The sequence below is a fragment of the Flavimarina sp. Hel_I_48 genome (assembly GCF_000733945.1).
In the GTDB taxonomy this organism is placed as follows: domain Bacteria; phylum Bacteroidota; class Bacteroidia; order Flavobacteriales; family Flavobacteriaceae; genus Leeuwenhoekiella.
Window position 1 is genome coordinate 872,893 of the sequence record NZ_JPOL01000002.1, and the last position, 23,749, is coordinate 896,641.

At 37.8% G+C, this 23,749-nt stretch carries 9 protein-coding genes; 1 reads left to right on the forward strand and 8 read right to left on the reverse strand.

The window, feature by feature from the left end; translation table 11 throughout:
- Positions 1–316: 316 nt before the first annotated feature.
- On the forward strand, positions 317–4,396 hold the full coding sequence (locus P162_RS04045; RefSeq protein WP_164076206.1) for a two-component regulator propeller domain-containing protein: 4,080 nt from the start codon (positions 317–319) through the stop codon (positions 4,394–4,396).
- 372 nt (positions 4,397–4,768) lie between these two features.
- Here P162_RS04045 and P162_RS04050 read toward each other — a convergent pair whose 3' ends face one another.
- The 8 genes from P162_RS04050 to P162_RS04085 all read right to left on the reverse strand — a co-directional run bounded on the left by P162_RS04050 (position 4,769) and on the right by P162_RS04085 (position 23,117).
- Positions 4,769–5,908 (reverse strand): endo-1,4-beta-xylanase, encoded by a 1,140-nt coding sequence (locus tag P162_RS04050; protein ID WP_035916828.1) that lies wholly within the window; start codon positions 5,906–5,908, stop codon positions 4,769–4,771.
- A gap of 197 nt (positions 5,909–6,105) precedes the next feature.
- Positions 6,106–7,794 (reverse strand): endo-1,4-beta-xylanase, encoded by a 1,689-nt coding sequence (locus tag P162_RS04055; RefSeq protein ID WP_051907770.1) that lies wholly within the window; start codon positions 7,792–7,794, stop codon positions 6,106–6,108.
- Positions 7,795–7,829: 35 nt separating this feature from the next.
- Positions 7,830–8,864, reverse strand: coding sequence for a DUF5627 domain-containing protein (locus P162_RS04060; RefSeq protein ID WP_031425955.1), 1,035 nt, complete (start codon positions 8,862–8,864; stop codon positions 7,830–7,832).
- Between the two features lie 42 nt (positions 8,865–8,906).
- The gene (locus tag P162_RS04065; RefSeq protein ID WP_031425956.1) at positions 8,907–10,649 is read right to left on the reverse strand and encodes a RagB/SusD family nutrient uptake outer membrane protein; all 1,743 of its coding nucleotides are present in this window, start codon (positions 10,647–10,649) and stop codon (positions 8,907–8,909) included.
- Between the two features lie 27 nt (positions 10,650–10,676).
- Positions 10,677–13,730: a SusC/RagA family TonB-linked outer membrane protein gene (locus tag P162_RS04070; protein WP_031425957.1), complete on the reverse strand. Its 3,054-nt coding sequence runs from the start codon at positions 13,728–13,730 to the stop codon at positions 10,677–10,679.
- Positions 13,731–13,792: 62 nt separating this feature from the next.
- Positions 13,793–15,685 (reverse strand): RagB/SusD family nutrient uptake outer membrane protein, encoded by a 1,893-nt coding sequence (locus P162_RS04075; RefSeq protein WP_031425958.1) that lies wholly within the window; start codon positions 15,683–15,685, stop codon positions 13,793–13,795.
- An 11-nt stretch (positions 15,686–15,696) separates the two neighbouring features.
- Positions 15,697–18,891, reverse strand: a complete 3,195-nt coding sequence (locus tag P162_RS04080) for a SusC/RagA family TonB-linked outer membrane protein (protein ID WP_035916831.1) — start codon at positions 18,889–18,891, stop codon at positions 15,697–15,699.
- A gap of 881 nt (positions 18,892–19,772) precedes the next feature.
- Positions 19,773–23,117, reverse strand: a complete 3,345-nt coding sequence (locus P162_RS04085; protein ID WP_241077725.1) for a VCBS repeat-containing protein — start codon at positions 23,115–23,117, stop codon at positions 19,773–19,775.
- Positions 23,118–23,749 lie beyond the last annotated feature (632 nt).

The following is a 23,749-nucleotide window of genomic DNA, read 5'->3' on the forward strand; positions in this document are numbered from 1 at the left end:
ATTTAAGTAATTTTTAAAATTCCCTGCAATTAATCATGTAGAACTTATGAAATGTAATATAAACACTTAAATAAAATTAAATATACTAAATTTATTCAACTTTTATCTTATTTTTATACAAAAGTGAAAAAAGCTACAGCGCACAATAGGATAAAGGAGTAACACTATCTATGTTAAAATTCATTATCTTTAAGTTGACTCACTATCAGTAAAATTCTGTAGCTAAATATAAAAGGACACTATTGGCTCAGTTTTATTGAGCCCTGTAATTTTTTATCCCCCCTATACATATTTATAATTCCAATAACCCATTCTTTTGAAGAGACTTATAATTGTATTGCTCCTATGTTTATGCCCAAAAATCTATTCTCAGAATGGAAGGATTTTCTCGGCTGATTCTGAGCTGTCTAGCAGTCTTATAAACGATATTCATCCAGATCATAAGGGCTTTATCTGGATTGCAACGGAAGATGGTCTTAATAGATATGACGGTGCAAAATTTATCAACTATAAACATGATAAAAAAGATAGCACCTCTATTTTAAACAACTACGTAAAAACCATTTTTGAGGATAGCGATAAGAACCTTTACTTCGGTTTTTTTAACGGTTTGCAAATTTACAACCGTGGTACAGATAGCTTTAAACAGATTTCACTTTCACTTGGTGAAAATGATGCCTATGATGCACACGTCAGAAGTATCATTCAAAGGCAAAATGGGGATATTTTAATAGGCACTTCGGGACAAGGTATTTTTATTTTAAGGGAAAATGATGAAGGAATATTTAGTGAAAGTTTACTTAACTTGATACCAACTGCCTTTATAGATCAGATTTTTGAGGATAGTTCAAATAATTTATGGTTTTTATCACCGCAAAATGGCTTGTTTTGTTTAAACGAAAAAAGCGGTAAGGTTTCTACTTATTTTAACGATTCTAATATCAGGGCTTCTGTTTCGGTTATGGGGGAAGATGCTGTGGGCAACCTATATGTAGGTAGCTACAATCAGGGCCTTTTTAAATTTAATGCTAAAGAAAGCTCTTTTACACGTATACCAAATACAAAAGGTATTGCCATTCATTCGCTGTTTTTAGACTCCAACAAAGATTTACTCGTTGGGACAGATGGTGATGGGCTATTTAAATTTGATCCTCGAATATCCGAACTCGAGCCAAATCAAATTACCGCATCCACCTTCGATTTCTCAAAATCAAAAGTTCATGCTATTGAAGAAGATAAGAACAAAAATATATGGTTAGGTCTTTACCAGAAGGGGGTGACCTTTGTCCCAAACAAAATCAATGATTTCAATTACATCGGTTATCGCTCCAATTCCCTTGATATGATTGGATCGAATTGTGTGATGGCAGTACTTAAAGATTCTGAAGGTATTCTGTGGGTAGGTACAGATGGTGATGGGCTTTATAGCATTTCCCCATCTAATGAAGTTCTAAATCATTATAAGGATCAAAATTATTTGAGCAAAAAATTCAATACCGTTGTTACTATTTTTGAAGATAGTAACAAGGATTTATGGATAGGGACTTATTTAAATGGTCTCATGAAAATAGATCGTAAGACATTAAAGCCAGAATTTATAGATAGTCTAACTGATGAGGATTCAAATCCTGTTAGAAATATATACAGTATTGTTGAAGATGATAACAAAATGCTGTGGTTGGGATCATTGGGGTCTGGTTTGTTCCGATTAAATCTAGCTGATAATTCTATTGAAGCTTTTAATGTTTCAATCGCAGACCAACCGAAAGGCCCTGCGTTTTTTAATAATAAATGGATCAATGACCTTCTGATCGATGAATCTATAAATAGCTTATATATTGCCAGTTATGATGGCATAAGTCGTTTTAATCTTAAGGATAAAAGGTTTGATACTTTTCCAGATGGTATCAATAAATTTCATGGTCAGATTATATATACATTACACAAGGATGATGACGGTGTTTTATGGGCTGGAAGTGCAAATGGGCTTGTAACCATTAATGATCAAATGAAAGAATTAAAAAGATATACCATTGATGATGGTTTGCCCAGCAACACTATCTGTTCTATTGAAGAAGACAAAAACAATAATTTATGGATAAGCACAAATCACGGCATATCAGAATTTAATCTTGATAGACAAAACTTCCTAAACTATTACTTTAACGATGGCCTGCAGGGAAATGAGTTCAGCAAAAATGCATCGTATTTGTATAAAGAAGAACAATTGTTTTTTGGCGGAATGAATGGTATAACGTATTTCGATCCCTCTGAAATTGTAGATAAGGTAAGAATTCCTGAAATATTAATAACCGATATCTATTTGCAGAACAAACCTATTCTTAAAGGCTCAAAATCTGGAAGTTTCAATATAGCTGATAAGGCCATAGTTGATGCAGATACTATTCAATTATCGTATAAGGATAATTCATTTAGTGTGGAACTTTCTTCTTTAGAGTATGGCAATCCAAAGCGCGTCTCCTATTCTTATTCCTTAAATAACAGCTCCTGGATAAATCTGCCACAAGGTGTCAATACTCTAGCTTTTGAAAACCTGAAGGCAAATACCTATAACTTTAAATTAAGGGCTAAAGACTATGAAAAATACTCCGAAATAAAACAATTCACCGTAATAATCCATCCACTATGGTACTTAACTACAACCGCATTAATTGCCTATTTTCTTATATTCTTACTTTTTACTTTCCTATTGGTTTATGAGTTGAGGCAAAGACAAAAAAGAAGAAATGAACTTAGGGAACTGTCAAAATCCAAACAGATCAATGAAGCCAAACTCCAATTTTTAACCAATATATCCCATGATATTAGAACTCCCTTAACCCTTATATTCAATCCATTAAAAAAACTTATAAAAGAAGATCATAGCGCGGCCCATCAAAAATCTTACAAAACAATTTTCAGGAATACAGACCGTATTTTACAACTTACCAATCAGCTACTCGATATTCGTAAAATAGACGATGGCCATCTGGACCTCAAATTTGAAAAAATCGAGTTGATCGCATATATTCAAAATATCTGCTTGCTTTTTGAAGATCAAATAGATGCCAAGAAAATTCAGTTTGACTTTAAGCATAAGATGCCTATTTTATTTGTTTGGATTGATCCCAACTACTTTGATAAAATTATTCAAAACCTGCTCGCCAATGCAATGAAATTTGTGGAAAAAGGAGGTAAAGTAGAACTTATTCTCACCCTTACCAATGCTGAAAAATCAGAGTCTGACGAGTCTTATTTTCAAATAGAGGTTGTCGACGATGGTATTGGCTTAGAAAAAGGAATGGAAGACCTGGTTTTTGACCGATTTTATCAGAATAAATCCTCTGCGCACCACCTACAAGGAACAGGTATAGGTTTGCACCTCACCCGCTCTATTGCAGAATTGCATAAGGGCACAATATATGCTGAAAATAACAAAAATAATGAAGGAAGCAGGTTTGTCATCTGCATTCCTTTAAATTCAGCGCATTTAAATCTTGACAAAATACAGACAAATGCTGATGAGCCTTACGTAAATGATGAAATTGACAAACCAAAGAAGGAAGAGCAAGTTGAACTTCATAGCGAAAGGGAATCCAATTACGCCAGCCAGAAGGTCTTAATTGTAGATGATGATAGTGAACTAAGAAATTTTTTAGAAAAGGATCTATCAACCATATTTAATGTCATCGTTGCAAAAGATGGTAAAGAAGCGCTTGATCTCGCTTTAAAACAGCAACCAGATCTTATTATAAGTGACATTATGATGCCTGTCATGGATGGCATGCAATTGTGCCGTAAAATTAAGAAGAACATCAATATCAATCATACCCCAATAATTTTGCTTACTGCGAAAACTAGTAAGGATAATTATCTTGAAAGTTTGAATCTTGGTGCAGACGCCTACATTCCCAAACCATTTGATATTAAAATCCTCAAGAGGACAGCCATCAATTTAATAGATAACAGAAAACTATTAAAAAACAATTATGATGGCAGTCAATTGCAAGAAGATAAAGTCAAACACGTAACGCTCAAATCTTCTGATGAAATCCTACTGGAAAAAATAATGGCATGCATTAATGAAAACTTCAATAATCCCGATTTAAATGTAGAAACCATTGCATCAACGGTGGGCATAAGCCGAGTGCATTTATATAGAAAACTTAAAGAATTGACGAACCAGTCAGCGAGTGATTTAATTAGAAATATTAGGCTTAAGCAAGCAGCCAAATTATTATCATCAAAACAAATAAGTATTGCTGAGGTGGCCTATGCCGTGGGGTATTCTAACATGTCCACTTTCTCAACAAACTTCAAGAATCTTTATGGCATATCCCCAAAAAAATATCATATCGATAATTTACCTGAACATGATTCCAAGCGAGATACATAATCAGCACTTCCTTTATAATACGATTTTAAAGCGTTATCAATATCTGAAAATATCCTCAATTATATTTCCCTATTTTCTATAATTTATGTTGAGTATAATTGTTCAACCACAAAATATTTAATATCCATTTTGAAAAAAAATGAAATTTAAAATACTTGTTAAAGCCTCAGTTATCAGATATAAAAGTTTAATTATATCCAATGTAATCAATCTAGTAATCTGAATTATAAAAAAATAATAATGTTAGGTCATTATGTTGAAAGTATTCAAGAAGATATAATTTATTGAACTATTACGCGTTTGGGGCATCACTCTTTAATTAAGAGTGTAAAAAATATGGATGGTAAGATGAAATTTTATAAAATATTAATTTCACCTTGCAATTTGAATTATTGAGTCAATTACCGCTTTTGGGTTATTGTTACGGTCAAAAATCAATGGATAATCTGTACGGCCTCTGATAGGCCAATTGTTCTTCCAGGAATTACCATCGTTTACCCCCCACATTGTTACTTTGTCAATTTTATCCTGGTGCTTTAAAAAAAGTTTAAAATAGTCTAGGCATCGCTCATTGAATTTTGCAGCTACAGTATCTGGCAAACCTTTGGCATAAGGATTCATTTTGTCCTGATACTTAAAATTCGTACTTACTTCGGCACCTTGGTTTTCCCAGGGAGAAGGTAATACAGTAATATCGAATTCCGTTATAGCGACTTTTAGACCCAGATCTGAAAATGCAATAATGCTTTTTTCAAATTCTTCAATTTTAGGATTTTTTAAATCTATATGCCCCTGCATTCCCATTCCATCTACAGGTGTCCCGCTATCTTTTAAATCTTGAAGCATTCGCACGATACCAGCTCTTTTTTTAGAGTTGGATGTAGAGTAGTCATTATAATAAAGTTCTGCTTCGGGGTCGGCCTTATGGGCAAATTCAAAGGCTAATTTGATAAAGTCTTCACCAATGATTTTATAAAATTCACTTTGTCTTAAGGAACCATCATCAAGGACAGCTTCATTTACCACATCCCACGTTTTAATTCTCCCTTTATATCTCTTGACTACGGTATTGATATGGTTTTCCATCCTACTGATGAGCTCCTCTCGTGTAACTTCCTGTCCCAGACTGTCTTTGAAAAACCATTTTGGCGTCTGGGAATGCCATATTAAGGTATGCCCATGAACAACCATATTGTTTTCCTCCCCAAACGCTACAAATTTATCTGCAACTGTAAAATCATAATTGCCCTGAGTAGGCACAAGATTGCCACTTTTCATACAATTTTCTGCCACAATAGCATTAAAATTGGCTTTTACGACATTAATATCACCGGGTATTTTACCTTCAATCTGATTCTTATTTAGTGCCGCTCCCACTAAAAATTTCCCACTCAAGGCATCAGAAAGGCCTTCAGCATTCTGATTTTGCTCCTTGATTAAATTTTTGAAAGTATGTTGACTAACATCTAGCAGACCAACAGTAATTACGATTATATATAATAAAGATTTCATTAATTTTCTATTTATATAGTTGGTTGGGTCCCTTCTTGAAGCTTAATTCAAACTGATTACTGAAAAACAAATTCGGATAAAGTTCCACTTTACTATTCCTTAACTTACCCCGGACATTACATAGTGGACTGATTAGGTCTGCTAATAAAAATTCTTTGTTTCTTTTCAATCTGTGTGGTTACAAAATGTGAATATTTCTAGTTTGTATTTGCTGTCTCCAGTCCATTCACTACACCTTGGTAAGCCCGTTTACGCGTAAAACCTTGTGTCCACAATCCTATAGGTTCACCAGCGCGCCATGAAGAATTATCAGGACTATCTAAAGGGCTCCAAATCGTTATCCCATATTGTCGATCTTTAGGTATGATCTCAAAATACTGGTCAAAGACAAATTTGTACATTTCAGCTTGTGCATTGTAAAGTTCCTCATTAGCATCAGATGTTTGTACCCCCACGCCTATATCCAGTTCAGAAATCTTAATAATTTTACCCGTAGCAGCCAGAAGATTTAGCATTTTTGTAATATTGGATTTATCTGAATTAACGTCAATGTGCATTTGTGTCCCGATACCGTCTACACGTGCTCCGTTTTCTTCAATGTATTTTACATACTCGATAAGACCCCTACATTTATCTAAATTATATTCTAGATTATAATCGTTAATAAATAAAAGATCGTCGCTATTACCATACATTGCAGCCATTTTAAAGGCGTCAACACCATAATCTTTCCCAAGGTAATCTTGCCAATAAAATTCATCAGAGGCAATATCATCTTTATTTATTCCAGTTTTAAGACCGTATGGATTCCCGTCATCCATGGGTTCATTTACTACGTCCCATGCGTGTACATTTGCTTTTGAAATATCCATAATCCCTGAAATCCATTTGTCCAATTGATATGTCAATGTATCCCTTTTTTCTTCGGGAGTTTTTTCTACTGTGATTTCCCCTCCGGACTCATTAAACCAACTTACGATGATATTATCGAAATAATAGTTAGTTGCCGTACTTCCTAAATTGAAGGCTATGGTATTGCAGCCTGATGTATTATCATCTATTGTAATTTCAACAGCGACGCTTTTCCATTCTGGGGTAGCGCTTAACGTTCCGAAAAAATTATAGTGTTTATAGCCACCGGGAGCAGTCTGCGCCTGGGTATTAATAGCAGCTTCGCTATCCGCGCGAATATCCATTTCCAGTTTATATTCTTGACCTACTTCGGTAACTTTATCAAAGGTTACAAAAATTTGAGATTCCCACTCATTCAGGCGTACTTCACTATTGGTAACAATTAATGCCTTGCCTTCCCCATTAGCACCTTCACCATCTGCAGTAAAAGATAGTACTGCATTGGGACCGTTACTTTGATAACCAGTGCCACCTTCAGTTTCAAAATCTATCATGGTAATGGGGTCCCAGGCAGACCCGGTTTCAGATGGAATCACTACTGGTGCTATGGTACTGTTTAAGAACTCAGCGTTTTGATTTGCGTGCCATACAAGTGTATGACCATAAACCGTCAATCCTTCCGCTTGTGTATTTTCCATAAAGGTCTCAACAGCTTCAAGGTTCAAACTACCATCAGCCTGTACAACAGCGCCGTGTTTCATTCCATATCCCGCAGTTAGCTCTTGAAAATTTGAATTAGCGAGCCCAAACATGGAACCTTTAGAATTATAGGAATCCATACTTGTCCCAGCCCCTAGTTTAAAGCTAGCATCTTTTACATAGTTTTTTAAGGTTTCAAGACTGTTGAGTTCTTCTTGAAATGCTATACTAAATGGTTTCTCCACTTGAAATTCCATTGGGTCTGATTCTGCGCAACCCATAAGGAGAAATACAAAAAGAAAAGTGCTCATTATTTTAAAATAAAAATTTTTCATAACGTGGTCTTTACTTAAAGGATTGATAGTTCATTTTACTCTAGAACAGGGGAAAATGTTTCTAGGGAAACACCTCGATTTCGAATTACGAGTGTGTCTTGCGTGGTGACATTTACATCATCCAGGTCTATTTCATAAGATAAGTACAAGGCATCCCGATCTTGAGACCCCCAGCTGTTCTCCTCGCCATCCTTAATAAATTCTCCTGTTCCGGTTACAGAATATGCATCCGGTTGTGAAGAAGTTATCGTTACATTGCCGCTATCATCAAAATTGAGCAATAGCACTATTCCCAGATCGACTCCCTCAGCATCTTGAAGGGACAACGGAAAACTAATTTGAGACCTGGATTCTGAATCTAACATGACTACTTCATCGTCAACAACGTATTGCTCCCTTCTTTCTATAGTTCTATTGAGATTCGTGGCCCCATTTTTTCCAACGATCACATCCTCTCCCCTACGAAGGTAAAATCCTTCCCAAGGGTTTATATATTTTACGGCGTAAAAGATAAAATCCTTGGGCTGTGTGGCCCAGTCTGAAGTTACCCCCCTTCGCGGATTTTCAACTTGGCTTTCACCTGATAGAATAGAATCTACCGTTGTAGTATTCAACATCCTTAAAGGAATGACGTAATTATTTTCCAAAGATCTGGGGTCATTGAAAAAAGCATCGGTTAATTGAACCTCTACCCCGCCAGACAATTCTCCTGACGGAATTGTAATCTCCCCAGATGCCAGGGTGTAATATGATGGTGGCAGGGGCATGACCTGACCTTCACCTTCACCAAAAAGAAAACCGTTGACCAGTGTGTTATCTACCTGAAAATTGACCGTTATATCACGACCATTCTCATAAACGCCACCCAGAGTAGCCATGATCATACACTTACCTTCATTATCAAGTGTGGTGTCAAATATATCTTCCCCCAGCGTTATCGTTCTTACAGGATATTGGTAAGCAAAATACACCGCTTGATATTTATAATCGGGAAATTCCCAGTCCCCATTTTCACAGGATGTAAAAATGGCAGCTATAAAAAATAATAGTAAAAAAAAGTTTTTTCTCATCTGTGTCCTATTAAAGTATATTGTTCTTAAAAGGGGTCTTGTTTACCAACCCTGATTTTGCTGTAGGGCATCAAACTTCAAAAGCTCACTGTAAGGAACTGGCCCATATTGCATATATTCCTGATAATTACGCGGTTCAACATCAATCATCTCCGGAATACCATTCTCAATGAATACCCCTTCTGCAGTTTCGTTTAGATTGAGGCCCCAACGACGTAAATCCCAAAATCGAAAACCTTCAAAACATAATTCAAGCCTTCTTTCATTCCTTATCAATTCCCGCATTGCATTCTTGTCCCCTCGTAAAGATTCTAAGTATGCATCCGGCTGAGCAATTCCCGCCCGTGACCTGATGGCTTCAATTACATCAAAAGCTGAAAAAGCAAAAGATCCGGTACCAGATGGTCCCCAGGCCTCATTGGCAGCTTCGGCATAAATAAGATAAAGCTCAGTATACCGTATTCTTGGCTTGTAATGCAGCTGTGTCGTTGTTGTAGTATTGCTTAAATTTACATCTTGTCTTAGTAATTTTCTAAGGTAATATCCCGTTCTGGTTGAAGTGGCCTCCCTGTTGATCGCATCTATTGTATTGCCATCTGCCGCAGTGATAATGGTTGTATTATTTACCCCGGCTGTTGATTGATTTATCAAGATATAAGTCCCAAGACGTGGATCTCTATCACTGTAAGGCGTATTCTCATCATAACCACTCTCAGCGTTTTCAATAGGGTAACCATTGGCCGCGGGAAATGCGTCCACTAGATTTTGGGTAGGGTTTAGTCTTCCAGCTCCATTTAGGGATGGAGGAAAATGGTTTTGTTCCAGATCATTATTGTTAGCTACATCCCCCCTCCATAAAATCTCGGGAGGATTTGATCCTCCACCCAGACCCGCAATTTGATCAGTGTTGGAATACCATGTATGCCCACTAGGTGCCAAACCACCAATTCCTCCATTTAAGGATAGCACCTCTCCCGCACTGTCAGCTACATCTTGCCATGATACATCACTTGCACTACTATAAGCCGGACTTGCGGCAAGTAGTGTTGCCTGCGCCCTTATAGCTTTCACAATTCTGCCACTTACACGTTGCCGGCCTCTTTCACCAAAAACACGATTAAAATCGTTTACATCAGTAAAACCGGTGGGAAGTAAACTGGGATCTGATATATCCTCAAAGTCCAAAGCCAAAATTTGTTCTGCTTGGTCAAGATCACTCAAAAGCTGGTTCATACAGGTACTAAAAGTGGCCCTGGAAATGTTAAATTCAGAAGTAGGATCTTCGGGGTCAAGAATTAATGGAACACCTAACAATTCTCCATCTATGGGACCTGCATGCGCCTGTAGCAAATAATACATATGAAGCGCACGCAAACCGTAAGCCTCGCCCTTGAGACGCCGGTTATAAAGCTGCCTAATGTCTTCATCAGTCGCCCATTCAACATTGTCTGCCTCTGATAAAAAAATATTTAAATACTGTATTGCAGCACGTGAATTTTGCCACTGAGAAAATGGATTATAATTAGATGCCCACCGCCCGGTCGCTGCTTGCCTGTAATTATTCTCAATATCATTTGTTACCGCATCGTCTGTAGCTACATCATTAAAAGACCAACCTAAAGTAGGGATCCTAATGTATCCATTAATTAGTAACCCTTCAGCGTAAGTCGCCTCCTCGTAGGCATCATCCAACCCGCGTATGTTTTCAATAGCAGGTTCAAACACGTCCTGACAGCTTGTAAATGCCAATAACATCATCAATAAATAGGCTATTCTATTGTTCATACCTTTCATATGTACTTTGTGAATAAATTAAAATAGAGCTTTAACTCCAATATTGTAAAATCGCGTTCTGGGAGGACCCTCAATATCCAGTTCCATAAGCTCGGCTTCTGAGGAAATTGTTAATAGGTTTGCCCCGCTCATATAGATATTTAAATTCTTGAAGAAAGAACCTTGAAGGACAGCTTTTGGCAAGTCATAGCTTATCTGAACCTTTGCGAGATCAATACGATCTGTGCTATACATCCAGAAATCTGATGACCTAAAGTTATTAGAACCGCTCTGAGAGGTCAACCTGGGATATGTAGCTGAGTCTGCAGTTTCTGGCGTCCAGCGATCTCTCACTACGGCTGAATATTTATCCTCTCCATCTATCCAAAAATAGGAATTATCCTTCATCGCATAGGCCCCAGCCTGTCCGGTCGCAAGTGCAAAAAATGTTAAATCTTTCCATTTAGCAGAAAGGTGCAAACCTCCTGATAAAGGAGACCCATACCAGCCTGCTTTCCCAAGATAGACCTCATCTTGATTATTAATGATACCGTCCCCGTTTTGATCAATATAACGTATATCTCCTGGTGCTACATCGCCCAGGGCATCTTGATTTGATCCATTTTCAATAGCTTCGGCATTTTCGAAAAAACCATCACTTCGCAATCCCCAAATCCCATCCAGGGGAGAACCCTGCCTAAACTGGTACTCATTTTCAAACTGCTCTTCAGCTCTTTTAGCTGCTTTTGTATCATAATAAATACCCGCAAGACCAATAGACCATTGAACATTACCTATTTCTTTATTGTAAGTGATATCAAAATCAACACCTATACGATCATCATTGTCATAATTTATAAAAGGTATAAAAGAACTGTTAGGAAACCCCGTTGAGAAATAATCAGGATATAAAACGGAAGCCTGGATGATGTTCCCTTTCATTCTATTGGCAAAAAAAGCGGTCTTGAAATCGATGGAGTTGTTAAATAGAGATCCGTTTAGCGCTACATTTATTTCTTTTCTTTTGGCATAGGTCAAATCAAAGTTTGCTCCCTGTCGAGATTCCGTGGTTCTTATTAATGCGCCGTCTCTCCAGCTATAATACGAGCCATCTGTCTGAGTGTACACATTTTGATATAAAAAATAATTATTTTCATTATCCTCCCCTATGTCATCAATACCTAAGTCTGTGCTAAGAACACCAGCAGAAACAGAGAGTTCTAAATTGTTTACGATTGACGAATTGTCAAAGAATTCCTCTTTCCCTATCTTCCAGGCTACCGTAGCTGTAGGCGAATAACCTGTACGCTCCCCTTTGGCAAACCGGGCAGAATGAACTACGGCCTCATTGAATAAAAAATAATATTTTTCTTTATAATCATAAGACAATTGAAGACCTAAATTCACGTTACTTAACCGGTGATATACGCCAGACTGCAACTGTTGCCAGCCTCCTCCCATTAACATTGCAGATAAGTGATTATCTTTATCAAAAGACGTTTTATAGTTAAATTGCCCAGAAAAGTAAATGGTCTGATTGTAATTGCTGCCGTCAATATTCTGTACACCATCAGAAGCATCCTGTCCATACCTCGTTAAACTACCAATAACATCATCCCCATCCATATTGTTCCAATTGGCTTGATAGACAGCGTATTCATTATCAAAGGATTGAACATAAGAAGTGGCGTAATCCACCCCAAACATAGTATTGAACGTCAAACCTTTTAAAACGCGGTCCAGATCAGCATCTACACCCGCATTGAACTGAAACTGTCTACTGGTGAAGGTGCTATAACCACCCGCATATATAGCTGCAAAGGAATTGGTTTGATCTACCTGAGTTCCTCCCAATAGGTATCTTCCATCTACAATGTTAGAACTGTTGTTGATTAATACCTGGGCTGCTTGATTATCTTCTGCAATAAAATCTATGGGCACTAAGGGAGAAAATCTATTAGGTCGTATAGTAGCCGCACTGTTCCAGTAATCTGTATTTACACCACGTCCATTATAATATATTGCGTTCGCACCGAGTGAGGCAGAGATCCAGTCATTTAGTTTTAAATCTACATTTCCTCTTACATTAAAACGTTCAGTCTTATTATTTTCAGCCTGACCAAAATCGATAAGATCCCCAGTCCTATAAAAGCCAACATCTGTATAATACCGTGCCTGCTCATTCCCTCCTGATATTTGCAATGTTGCATCATAACGTTGATAAACTTTATTTAAATATTCGTCGCTATAATAGTTTACATCAGGATATCTAAACCTATTATTCCCAGAAGCACTGTTAAAGATATTCTCATCTGTATAAAGCGGGGACAAACCATCATTTTGCCGGGCTTCGTTATAAAAGGTCATATATTCAGCAGAGCCCAAATACTTTGGAAATCTTTTTGGGACAAACATACCTGCATTGACACGCACATCAATTTTCTGCTTGCCTATCTCACCACGCTTAGTGGTAATATAAATTACTCCCTGAGCGGCTCTGCTTCCATACAGGGAAACTGCCGTTACTCCCTTCAAAAACGTAATTTGATCAATTTCTACAGGTAAAACGGTATCCGGGTCCCTCGGAATTCCATCTACCAAAACCAGATAATCACCCATTCCCCATATATTATTTCCATCTAAACCGCCTACAAACGCATTTAAACCATCCAGACTATAGGTTGTATAATTTTTTTCCAATATTTCTGGAAGATTAACATAAGAAGTCCCCCCTGCGATAACCTCATCCTTATCTACTTTGTCAAATGCAATTTGCACCTCTTCATCAGAGCCGCTTTCCAATACTATATCACCCTGTTCTTCTACCGTTTTTACGGAGAGGGATTTATAGCCGCTAGCAGATATATCAACAAAAGAACCCTGATTCACTACCATCGAGAAATAACCTGATTCATCACTTGTTGTACTGGTATCCTCCTCTTGAGATCGAATAATAGCCCCCTCGATAGGATTTCCCTTTTTATCAAGTATATGACTCTCAAAGGTAATCTGATCGTTAGCCTGTGCGCAGACCTCGAGTGAGAATAGAGCAATCAATGCAAACAGAACAAATTTTGTTTGTAAGTATTTCATTTAAAATTACGTTTGGATTATATAAATTTTCATTCCGTAAATCAATATAGGGTTGATCCTTATTACCAGCCTGGGTTTTGTGGAAACTCCAGATACATATTAACGTCAGCTACTTTTAAGGGCAGCCAATAATGTCTGGCAGAGTAATTTCTTTGCAGGATGAGCTCTTCCCTAATATTTAGGACTCTGTTCTGGGTAGGATCCTCCGTATTAAATTCTCCTGCCCTATCAAATTCCAAAGAAGTTTTTAAAGTGTAGGGCTCTTTTATCAATAACATCCACCTTCTTAAATCATTAAAGCGATGACCCTCAAAGGATAATTCTACAGCGCGCTCTCGCCTTAGTTCACTTCTAAAATATTCTAAAGAACTTCCATTACTGCCTTCGGAACTGCCAAATAATCCCACTCCAGCACGTTCCCTGACTACATTTAATGCCTCAACAGCAGTTTTTGAAAAGTTGGGTGATTTTCCATTCAGCGTACCAAATCCTTCAGATGCGGCTTCGGCATACATTAAGTACACGTCAGATAAGCGCATCCAGGGCAAATGTAAATTAAGGTTCGCTCCATAATTGAAGCCATCATCGTATCTATTTGCCGTAATTGGAATGAATTTGTAATTTAAAAAACCAGAACGGCTCCCGGTATTTACGTCTCTATAACTACCGCCAGTAAATAAATTAGCATATCTATTGTTCTCAACATCATCTGGCATGGCTCCCTGTATCACCTGTACACCATCATAAATTATATCATGGTAGAATCTGGGGTCCCTCCCTCTCCAGGGATATTCAGGATCATAACCAGATTTTGCATCGGGTTTGGTAATGTCAGGTATAGGTAGTCCATTGGCCATTCCGTAATAATTGACATAGTTTGCCGTGGGCATGAAATTACTACCATCCTGAATAATAGCTGGTTGGTACTGTTTTGTGGTTCCATAATTGGATCCATTTGCACCAAAATAGGGCCCTCTAAAAATGGCCTCACTTCCACCAGGTATACGCCAGCCCTGACCGGTTGTATAAAAGTTGACACTATAATCCTCAAAATTCACCAATTCATAGGACGACTCACCACTTTCACAAAGCGCCAGTAACTCACCAAAGGCAGACGCAGCTAATTTTGCATACTCTAATTCATATCCATTGGCCCCGTTGGATTCCGAGTTCATTAATGGACTTGCCGCCCATAAATAATTCTTACCCAAATAACCCAGCGCCATAATTTTATTGATCCTTAAATCATTTTTCCCCCTGGTTGCTGCACCGGGTTGTGTATCATCCCAATCAATAGGGAGAAGATCAGCAGCTTCCCGTAAATCTGCAGCAGCAAGATCCGCGCATTCCTGATAGCTCAATCTAGGTAAGGTTAATGCTTCATCACTAGGTAAAACATAATCTATGTATGGCATTCCTCCAAAATATTGCATAAGCTGAAAATGAAACCATCCTCTAAAGAATAAGAGCTGTCCCTTTATAAAATCCCTCTCCTCTGGAGTGGCATCTGTCATTAGGTCCATATTCTCAAGACCCAGATTTGTCTTGCGTATGCCGTACCACCCGTTTTTCCATAGATCTTTTTGAAATCTATCATCATTACGGGAAGCGTCTGCCTGGTTGAGCCAGGAAGCACCCCAGCCATCAAATTCGCTTTGCCATCCCCAGAAATTTCCATCGTCAAAAGCGTGGACCACATGGAAATTCATATCTGCAGAAGTGATCTCATCTTCACCCCAGTTCCAGGAATTTGTCCAATACGCGTTAGAAAAATCTGGAATACAGTGATACAGCTCTTCTGTAAAACCTTGAAAGTTTGTGAAGTTTTTAAACGCCTCTTCAGAAGAAATGATAGATTCAGGTTCTCTATCAAGATAATCTTCACACGATGGGAATAATGCGAACAGCATAATTATCAAGAAGCACCTTGCACCAATACTAAAATTTTTTTTCATGATATTTTTCTTTAAAAGGTGATGTTCAATCCTAAATTAAATCGCTTAACAGTAGGATATGCACCTTGGGATGCCCATCCCGTTCCTGCAAAATTTGATTCTCTGTCATCTGGCATTTTTGTCCAGATATACAGATTATTACCGTTCAAAAACAAGCGCAGGCTTTGTAAACCTAAACTTTCAAGCAACCTGGAATCTTCATTGATTGTGTATGCGATCTCGGCATTTTTTAAACGTACATAGGATCCATCGTAGAAAAAACGAGAGCCACTCGATGCTCCGTTAGGTAAGGAAAGCCATCTAGGCACCGGGGCATCTGCGTTTGTATTGTCTTTGCTCCAGTAAGATCCTTCATCATAAACGATATTGTTTTGATTGCCAAGACTGTTGAAAACCACCTGCCGTGTTACATTGTTGACCCCAAATAACTGAACAAAACCGCTGAGACCCTTCCAGTTAAATCCTACGGTTGCGTTATACGTATTTTGTGGAGCTCCTGCAAAACCATAGGGCACCACATCAAAATTGTCTATAATACCATCAGCGTTAAAATCGTTTATCTGGTAATCCCCAGGAAGTTTGTAGTCATCACCACTATTAAATTGAGTCGTACCATATACCTCGTCCCAGGTATTATAAAATCCTGCATCTATGAAGGTACGCGCCTGATTGATTAACTTATTGGATCTTTTTTGGTAATCCTCAAGCAACCCCGGGTCATCACGGTCTATTACCTTATTCTTGGCATGGGTCATATTGAGTTCTGCAAACATGCTAAAGTTCTGACTGAAAGCATGATTCAGGTTTAAAACCAATTCATAACCCTCATTTTCCACAGTACCTAAATTTGCTACCGGTGCAGTGGTACCGTAATAGGAAGGTATAGCCCTATCATTACCTGTAATTAATATATCAACACGTTCATCACGAAAATAGTCAACACTTCCTCCTATAGCTCCATTAAGAAAACCAAAGTCCAAACCTATGTTTGCTTTTTTTACTTTCTCCCAGCTAATGTCTGGATTACCCACGGCCGTCTCAATATATCCCACATATGGGCTTTGTTCTGCCTGCTCTCCCGTAGTTCCCAGTCGCGCCTGACCTTCGTAGGCCCATTGTGTCTGATATAGAAAGCGAGCTTCTACATTATCATCCCCAATCTCTCCATAGGAAGCCCTGAGCTTAAGATTATTTATAAACTTGAATTTTTGCATAAAACGTTCATTCGATATGTTCCACCCCAATCCTCCTGATGAAAAAAACGCGAAACGGTTTTCTGGACCAAAACGTTCAGACCCATTGTAGGCTCCATTATATTCAATCAAATATCTGTTGTCATATCCATAAGTAGTACGAAAAACCCAGTCTTCGCGATAGAAGGGCAAAACGCTACCACTAGCAAATTCATTCCTATTAAAAAGTCCCATTGCAGTAAAGTCATGGTAATCCTCAATAGTTGTAGAATAATTTAGTTGAGCCTGATAAAACAACCTTCTAAAGGAAGAATCATCGTCTACCTCACCTGGGGCGGCATTCCATCGTATACCTTGTTGATAATTAAATCCCGTATTTGCATCAAAGGTTTGTCTGTAGGTAGTAATCCCTGTATTTGGGTCAATATACTTTTCCTGTGGGTTGTTAAAAAGATCATTTACACCTCTATTTCTTTCTACAAATGTATTGTCAAGACCAATAGTACCATTAAATTCTAGTCCCTTGATTAACATATCAAGTTCTTGCTCCAGGCTAAAATTGGTTTGCAGCTGCGTATTTGTTAAATATTGAACCCCACTTATGGCAAGATTTCGTATTGCATTCCCTTCCCCACCGCCTGACGGAGCGTCATAACCCCAGGCTCCATCTGAATATTGGGGTAAATAGATATCAGGCGGTGTTGAGTATGCTGCGATCCAGTACACATATTGATTTCCATTAAAATCCCACGGTGTTTTACGTACCCCGTAGGAGCCTGAAAGTCCTACCTTGAACACAGTACTGGGCGTTAATTGAAAATCCAAATTAGTCCGAACGTTTAATCTGTTAAAATCGAATCCCGGCTGGTAGCCCCTTGAATTATCGTATTCTTTTAATAAGTCACCTTCATATTGAAAATCAACACCTGCAAAATACTTGACAAATTCAGACCCACCACTAATATTCAGGTTCGCATTGTAAGCCGGCGCAAAATCCCTAAATAGAGCCTCATCCCAGTCTACATTGGGATAGCGTTCACTTTCGGCCAAATCAGCAGGGAAACGATATTTGTCTATAATATCCTGGGGCATATACGCTCCCCATGCGGCAGGTGTCCTGGAAAGCTCATTTTCAATGGCCTGATTACGTACCAAAAAGGTATCATAGGAATCCTTCTTACCCGGTAATTTTGATGCTGTTTTGACTGTAGTATTGAGCCGTGCCCTTAATACAGCCTTGCCAATTTTACCTCTTTTTGTAGTTATTAAAATAACGCCGTTTGCTCCACGCACACCGTAAACCGCAGTTGCCGAAGCATCCTTTAAAACGGATATCGATTCAACCGAACTTACAGCGACTGTGTTGATAGGACGCTCAATACCGTCTACAAGAATAAGAGGTCCTCCTCCGTTCCAGCTGCTCTGACCTCTTATAAATATTTGTGGGTTCTCTGCGCCTGGCAAACCTGTACTCGCTGTTGTAATGACTCCGGGCACATTACCTGCCAATGCTGAGCCTAAATTGGGGACATTACCTGACCGCTCCAGAACTTCTCCTGAAGTTTGCGATATCGCGGCAACTACGCTTTCCTTCTTTTGTTGTCCATAACCTATGATGACCACTTCTTCCAGAGCCGTCTCATCGGCCTCCATGGTCATATCGATAATTTTATTTTCACCTACTTCCCGCTCCACGGTTTTAAAACCTACATAACTAAAAATCAATATTGTATCTGCTGAACCTACTTCGATGGTATAGGTCCCATTAAAGTCTGTTACCGTTCCCATCCCCGCAGCATCTTTTATAAGTACATTGACTCCAGGTATCGGCATACCGTCACTGGCGGAAACTACAGTCCCCGTTACGGTTTCCTGTTGTACTGGATTTACTTCATATTTTAAAGAGTACTCACTTTCTTTAGATGATAAGTCCCACACAAAAACGAGTTGAATTAGAATCCCCAGAATCCAAGCCTTTGATAAGTACGTTTTTTGTAATAATCTTATTTTCATATTTTCTTATTGACAAGTGAAAAAATGGTACGAAATCGATATAGTAACAATTAAAAAAAATCTGATAATCCCTTCTTCAGCGAATGGTTAAATTGCCCGAATTAAAAAATTTTCGCTCTATAAAGGGTGAGAAAAGCATAAATTAAACTGATTTATTTTTATGAGTATCCATATATGAAGACATTTAAAAAAAAATCAAAATGCGATTGAAATGATAAATTCACACCTTTTAACATATTGTGTTATCATATTCTCATCTTTACACCTGCAAATGTATCTTCTTATTAAAAAAACACACCTGCATTATGTTACATATTCTTTTGCATAGGTAACATCACACGCTATATCTGTTAAAATTTTAAATAATAAGTGGACCTTTTTCGATTATAATAATAGATGTAATGAGGAAGATAAATTTCTAACAGAGAAAAGCAAAAGTTGCATCATATGATGTATTCTACCCACCTTAGCTTAGTATTAAGTCTTTTGACAGTAACGAAATCTCAAAATAGGGTCAACTGGGAATTGATAACAAAAAACCAATTCTCAGTTTTGAAAATTATCAAGCTAAAAGATTTTAACGAAAAAAATGCTGTAAGTATAGTGCTCTAACGCTTATGATATGAGTTTAAACTTTGTGAAGTTTTAGTAGAATATTGTATTGAAAGTATTAGAAATTGGGATAAAGTATTTCGACAATTCCATAATGCCTACATCATCAATTTAACTGCTCTTATTCTATGATTTTTTTGAAAATCGCTTAATATAAAGCCGCAATTATCTTTTAATACTACATTCTTTTAAAGGATAAACTAAGCAACATTTTGGGATAAGACTTGTAAACCAATTTTTTTAGCAACGCAATTATTTATGTACTTAGACTAATTGTTAATTTTGTACAAACTAGTTTTGTCGTCGTTACGCGTTACGAGCAACCTCCGTTTACCTGATTTGAAGCGCATCACATTCAAATCGCGTATGTCTCCACCCAACCAGACTTTCTTAGCCGAATCTTCGGTTATAAACTTATCGTTCTTAAATGTCAATAATGCTCCAAAAGAAGCATCAATTTTACCAATATTTACGCGGAAAGGGTACAAATTGCCTGCAGCTAAAACTTCCTTGCTCCCGTCTCCATTAAAGTCTTCATAGATAAAATCCTGTACCGCAGATACCTGAACTTCCCTGGGTAAATGTTGTATTTTAAAAGTGCCATTACCATTATTTATAAGATAAGAGGACTGTAGCTTATTAATATTTAGGGTAAAAACTGGCGTTATGCTCGCTGTTGCCATAAGTTCCTCTGTTGTGGTCCTGGCGTAGCTATCATAGGTCTTAAAATACTTTTTTAAACTGGGTACTTGACCCAGAAGTTCGTCCCTACCAGGTAATGGATAGCTTACTCCCTGATTATAATAGGTAAGCAGTGGATCTATTCTTCCGTTTTTATCAATATCCTGTATATAATATCGCATGGGTTCTGACTCTGACGCCTTAAACTCCGTATTCAATCCTAAGTTTCCCAACAGAAAATCAGTATCCCCATCCTCATCGATGTCTGCTGCAACGACACTTAACCACCATCCATTGGTATGGGAAAGACCGTAGTCCTGAGTTGCATTTTTCAGGATACCTTTTTCATTTTTTATTATGGTGATAGGCATCCACTCCCCCACAATTATGAGATCTGGCCAGGAGTCATGGTCAATGTCTTCCCATATTGCAGCAGTAGTCATTCCTATATGATCAAGATCTGGATAAGATTGCGCCGTAAATTTTAAAACACCTCCTTTACTTTCGTTTTTTAAAATGGTACTGCGCGGCGTCATGGGATAATTATTTCCACTCACCCTTCCGCCTACAAATAAATCAAGATCCCCATCTTTATCATAATCTGCTGCTGCGACTGTTCCCCCACTAAATTTCATATCGGGCAGTACCTTTTCGGTTTTGCTGAACTTACCCGTTCCATCATTTATATACAAACGGTCCTGATAATAGACTTTTCCATCATAATATTCATTACCGCCGCTCACTACGTAGAGGTCCAAATCACCGTCTCCATCAGCGTCAAAGAAAAGTGATGCGGCATCTTCCTTTTCCACATCCATAGCTGCTATCCAGGGTTGGTCCTCGTTGTTTAAAACAAGCCTGCCCTCATCTGTACCCAGGAATAACTGAGACATTTGATCTTTAGCGCCCTCAAAATATACATCATCATTCCCGTCTGCATTGACATCTGCCACACTAGCGTTCCCTCCCATTTTTGATAATTGATAGGGAATGAGGCTCTCGTTGTAAAAATCTACATAATTATTTTCCTTGTGCTTAAAATCCAAACCTGAAATTTCAGTTACCGCTGTCAGTAGATTTTGCTGTAATTCTGTTGAATTTTGATAAGGTTCTTGCGCATCTTTTTCAGAAAGTACTAAAACCTTGTCTGCATTTACGTTTTTTAACGTTGTTTTCTTCATTGATGGCCAGATTACTTCCAATTCTTGAATTACCGCTGTCTTACCTAGTCCTATGGTCATAAGAGGCTCCACAGACGATTGATACCCCCTACCGTAATAAGCCTCCTGATAAATTTTTTCCCCATTTGCCAAGGTGATCGTTATTTTAGAACCCAGCGCAAATGTATTTTTCTGAGATCCTGTTAAACTGATTTTTATGTAATGTAGGTGCTTATCACTACTTGCCGTGTTCTCGTAAAGGGAAACTGGCTCGTTGAGATTGTTGATAAGGAGGTCCAGATCGCCATCGTTATCAAAATCTGCATACGCCGCCGCGTTGGAGACCTGCTTTTTATCTAATCCCCAGGCCTTTGTTGCTTTTTCAAAATGAGTATTTCCTTCGTTCTTATAGGCATAATTCGCTATTTTGGTACTTGGTATCTTGCCAATTAAAAGTCCCAGATCAAGCTCTTTATTACTCTTTCTGGCTTCTTCAACCGCTTCATATACCGTATAATTATTAAAATCAAGATTGCTGTAATCTCTCAAATAACCATTGGTAATAAAAATATCCTTGCGCCCATCGTTATCATAATCCGCAATTAGTGGTGCCCAACTCCAGTCTGTATTTGAGATCCCTGAAATCTGGGCTATTTCTGAAAATGCCAAGGTAGTATCAGGCTTTAGCCCCATATTCAATTGAAGGGTATTTCGCATATACTGGTGATGGTAACCACTATCTATAAGCATACGCTCGCGATTGAATTTATCTGCTCCCTTTAAAGACTTCTGCCTGTAGTTATCTTCTGGCAGCATATCCACTACAAAAATATCTGGTTTTAGGTCGTTGTTTACATCTGCAATATCTGAGCCCATTGAAAGTTTTGATAAATGTCCAAAGGCAGAATGCGATACTTCTTTAAAAGTACCGTCCTGCTGATTTAAATAGCAAAAATCCTGTTCAGAATAATCGTTTGTGACAAAAATATCAGCGTATCCATCTTTGTTAAGATCACTTACAGAGGCACTTAAACCAAAATTAATACCACTGCCCATAATGCCAGATACATCAGATACCTCAGTAAATTTATTATTCGTGTTTTTGAAGAGTTTATTGCCAAAATAAGGATGTCTTTTGCTTCTTAATTGTTTTACGTTAAAAAGATTGTTTTGAAACTTATTGGCATGGTTGAGCAGAAACATATCCAGGTCGCCGTCCAGGTCATAATCAAAAAAATAGGCTTGTGTACTAAAGGTGCCCACAGCATCAAGACCATATTCTCTGGACATTTCCTTGAAAACCGGAATGTTATATGCATTATTTCCCTGATTTATAAATAATTGGTTGGAGCGGCCTTCATAGGCTTCGATTACCGGTGTTGTAACACCTTCAGAAGGAGCGTTGCCAGAATAACTTAAATAAATATCCAACAGCCCATCCCCGTTGACATCTGCCATTACCGTCCCTGTTTTCCAGCCTTTTTTTTCCTTAATTTCTGCTGCACGGGTAACATCCTCAAATTTCAGGTTGCCCTTGTTTATAAAAAGTTTGTTGGACACCTGATTTCCAGAAATATAAACGTCTGGCAAGCCGTCACTATTGAGATCGCCTACCGCTACACCACCACCGTTATAGGCGTATTCATACGTTACCACATTAAAATCTGAAGTTTCAACCAGTGTATTCTCAAAATTCAAACCCGAACTTTCCGTGCTTTTTTCTTTGAAAAGGGATGCATCCTCACAACTCATAAAGAGTAGTGAGCCTATCAAGGGAATACTTATTTGTAAATACTTTGAAAACATCATGTACAACTCAGAATAGGTTAACTTTTAAATAATCTATAAAACTAAAAATGTTCCGTAGAATGAAAAGGGTTACTAAAATATATTGAAGACTTGTTATCAATTCTTAACGCATCACTATAAAGCAATTCTAACGTCTAGGTATACGCTACGTTATTCAGGCAAAAAATGAAAATAGTATCTATTGAAGTTCCAACTCCCATATAAAGGCGCGATGTATTCTTATTTTAGGATTTAGATATAAAACATTTATATGGCGGTACCTGTTTTGTGGAGAATAAAACTCAGCCCGCTCCGTCCCTTTATTGATAAAAACGAAAGGTTTGGGAAATTCTTTTATGAGCAATGCCGATGATTTAATATATGAGAGCCCAGTAAATATATACAAATTCCTATTTTATTTCTAAATTTTTTTAGAATTTGATAAATAGAAATTCAGCATACTAACGAGAAATAGGGCGTAAAGATCCAACGGCTTTAATACATAGAGGAGTACTGTTTGCAAACCACACAAATGGCTTTGACGAAAAATAAAATTCGCAATTGGCCAATTATTTTGATTTTTAGATAATAAAGCAGAAGGCATTCGGGAGAAAATA

What these genes read in the sequence shown, in the direction of transcription:
- P162_RS04050 (WP_035916828.1), bottom strand. Translation starts at nt 5,908, where the DNA reads ATGAAATCTTTATTATATATAATCGTAATTACTGTTGGTCTGCTAGAT.
- P162_RS04055 (WP_051907770.1), bottom strand. Translation starts at nt 7,794, where the DNA reads ATGAAAAATTTTTATTTTAAAATAATGAGCACTTTTCTTTTTGTATTT.
- P162_RS04060 (WP_031425955.1), bottom strand. Translation starts at nt 8,864, where the DNA reads ATGAGAAAAAACTTTTTTTTACTATTATTTTTTATAGCTGCCATTTTT.
- P162_RS04065 (WP_031425956.1), bottom strand. Translation starts at nt 10,649, where the DNA reads ATGAACAATAGAATAGCCTATTTATTGATGATGTTATTGGCATTTACA.
- P162_RS04070 (WP_031425957.1), bottom strand. Translation starts at nt 13,730, where the DNA reads ATGAAATACTTACAAACAAAATTTGTTCTGTTTGCATTGATTGCTCTA.
- P162_RS04075 (WP_031425958.1), bottom strand. Translation starts at nt 15,685, where the DNA reads ATGAAAAAAAATTTTAGTATTGGTGCAAGGTGCTTCTTGATAATTATG.
- P162_RS04080 (WP_035916831.1), bottom strand. Translation starts at nt 18,891, where the DNA reads ATGAAAATAAGATTATTACAAAAAACGTACTTATCAAAGGCTTGGATT.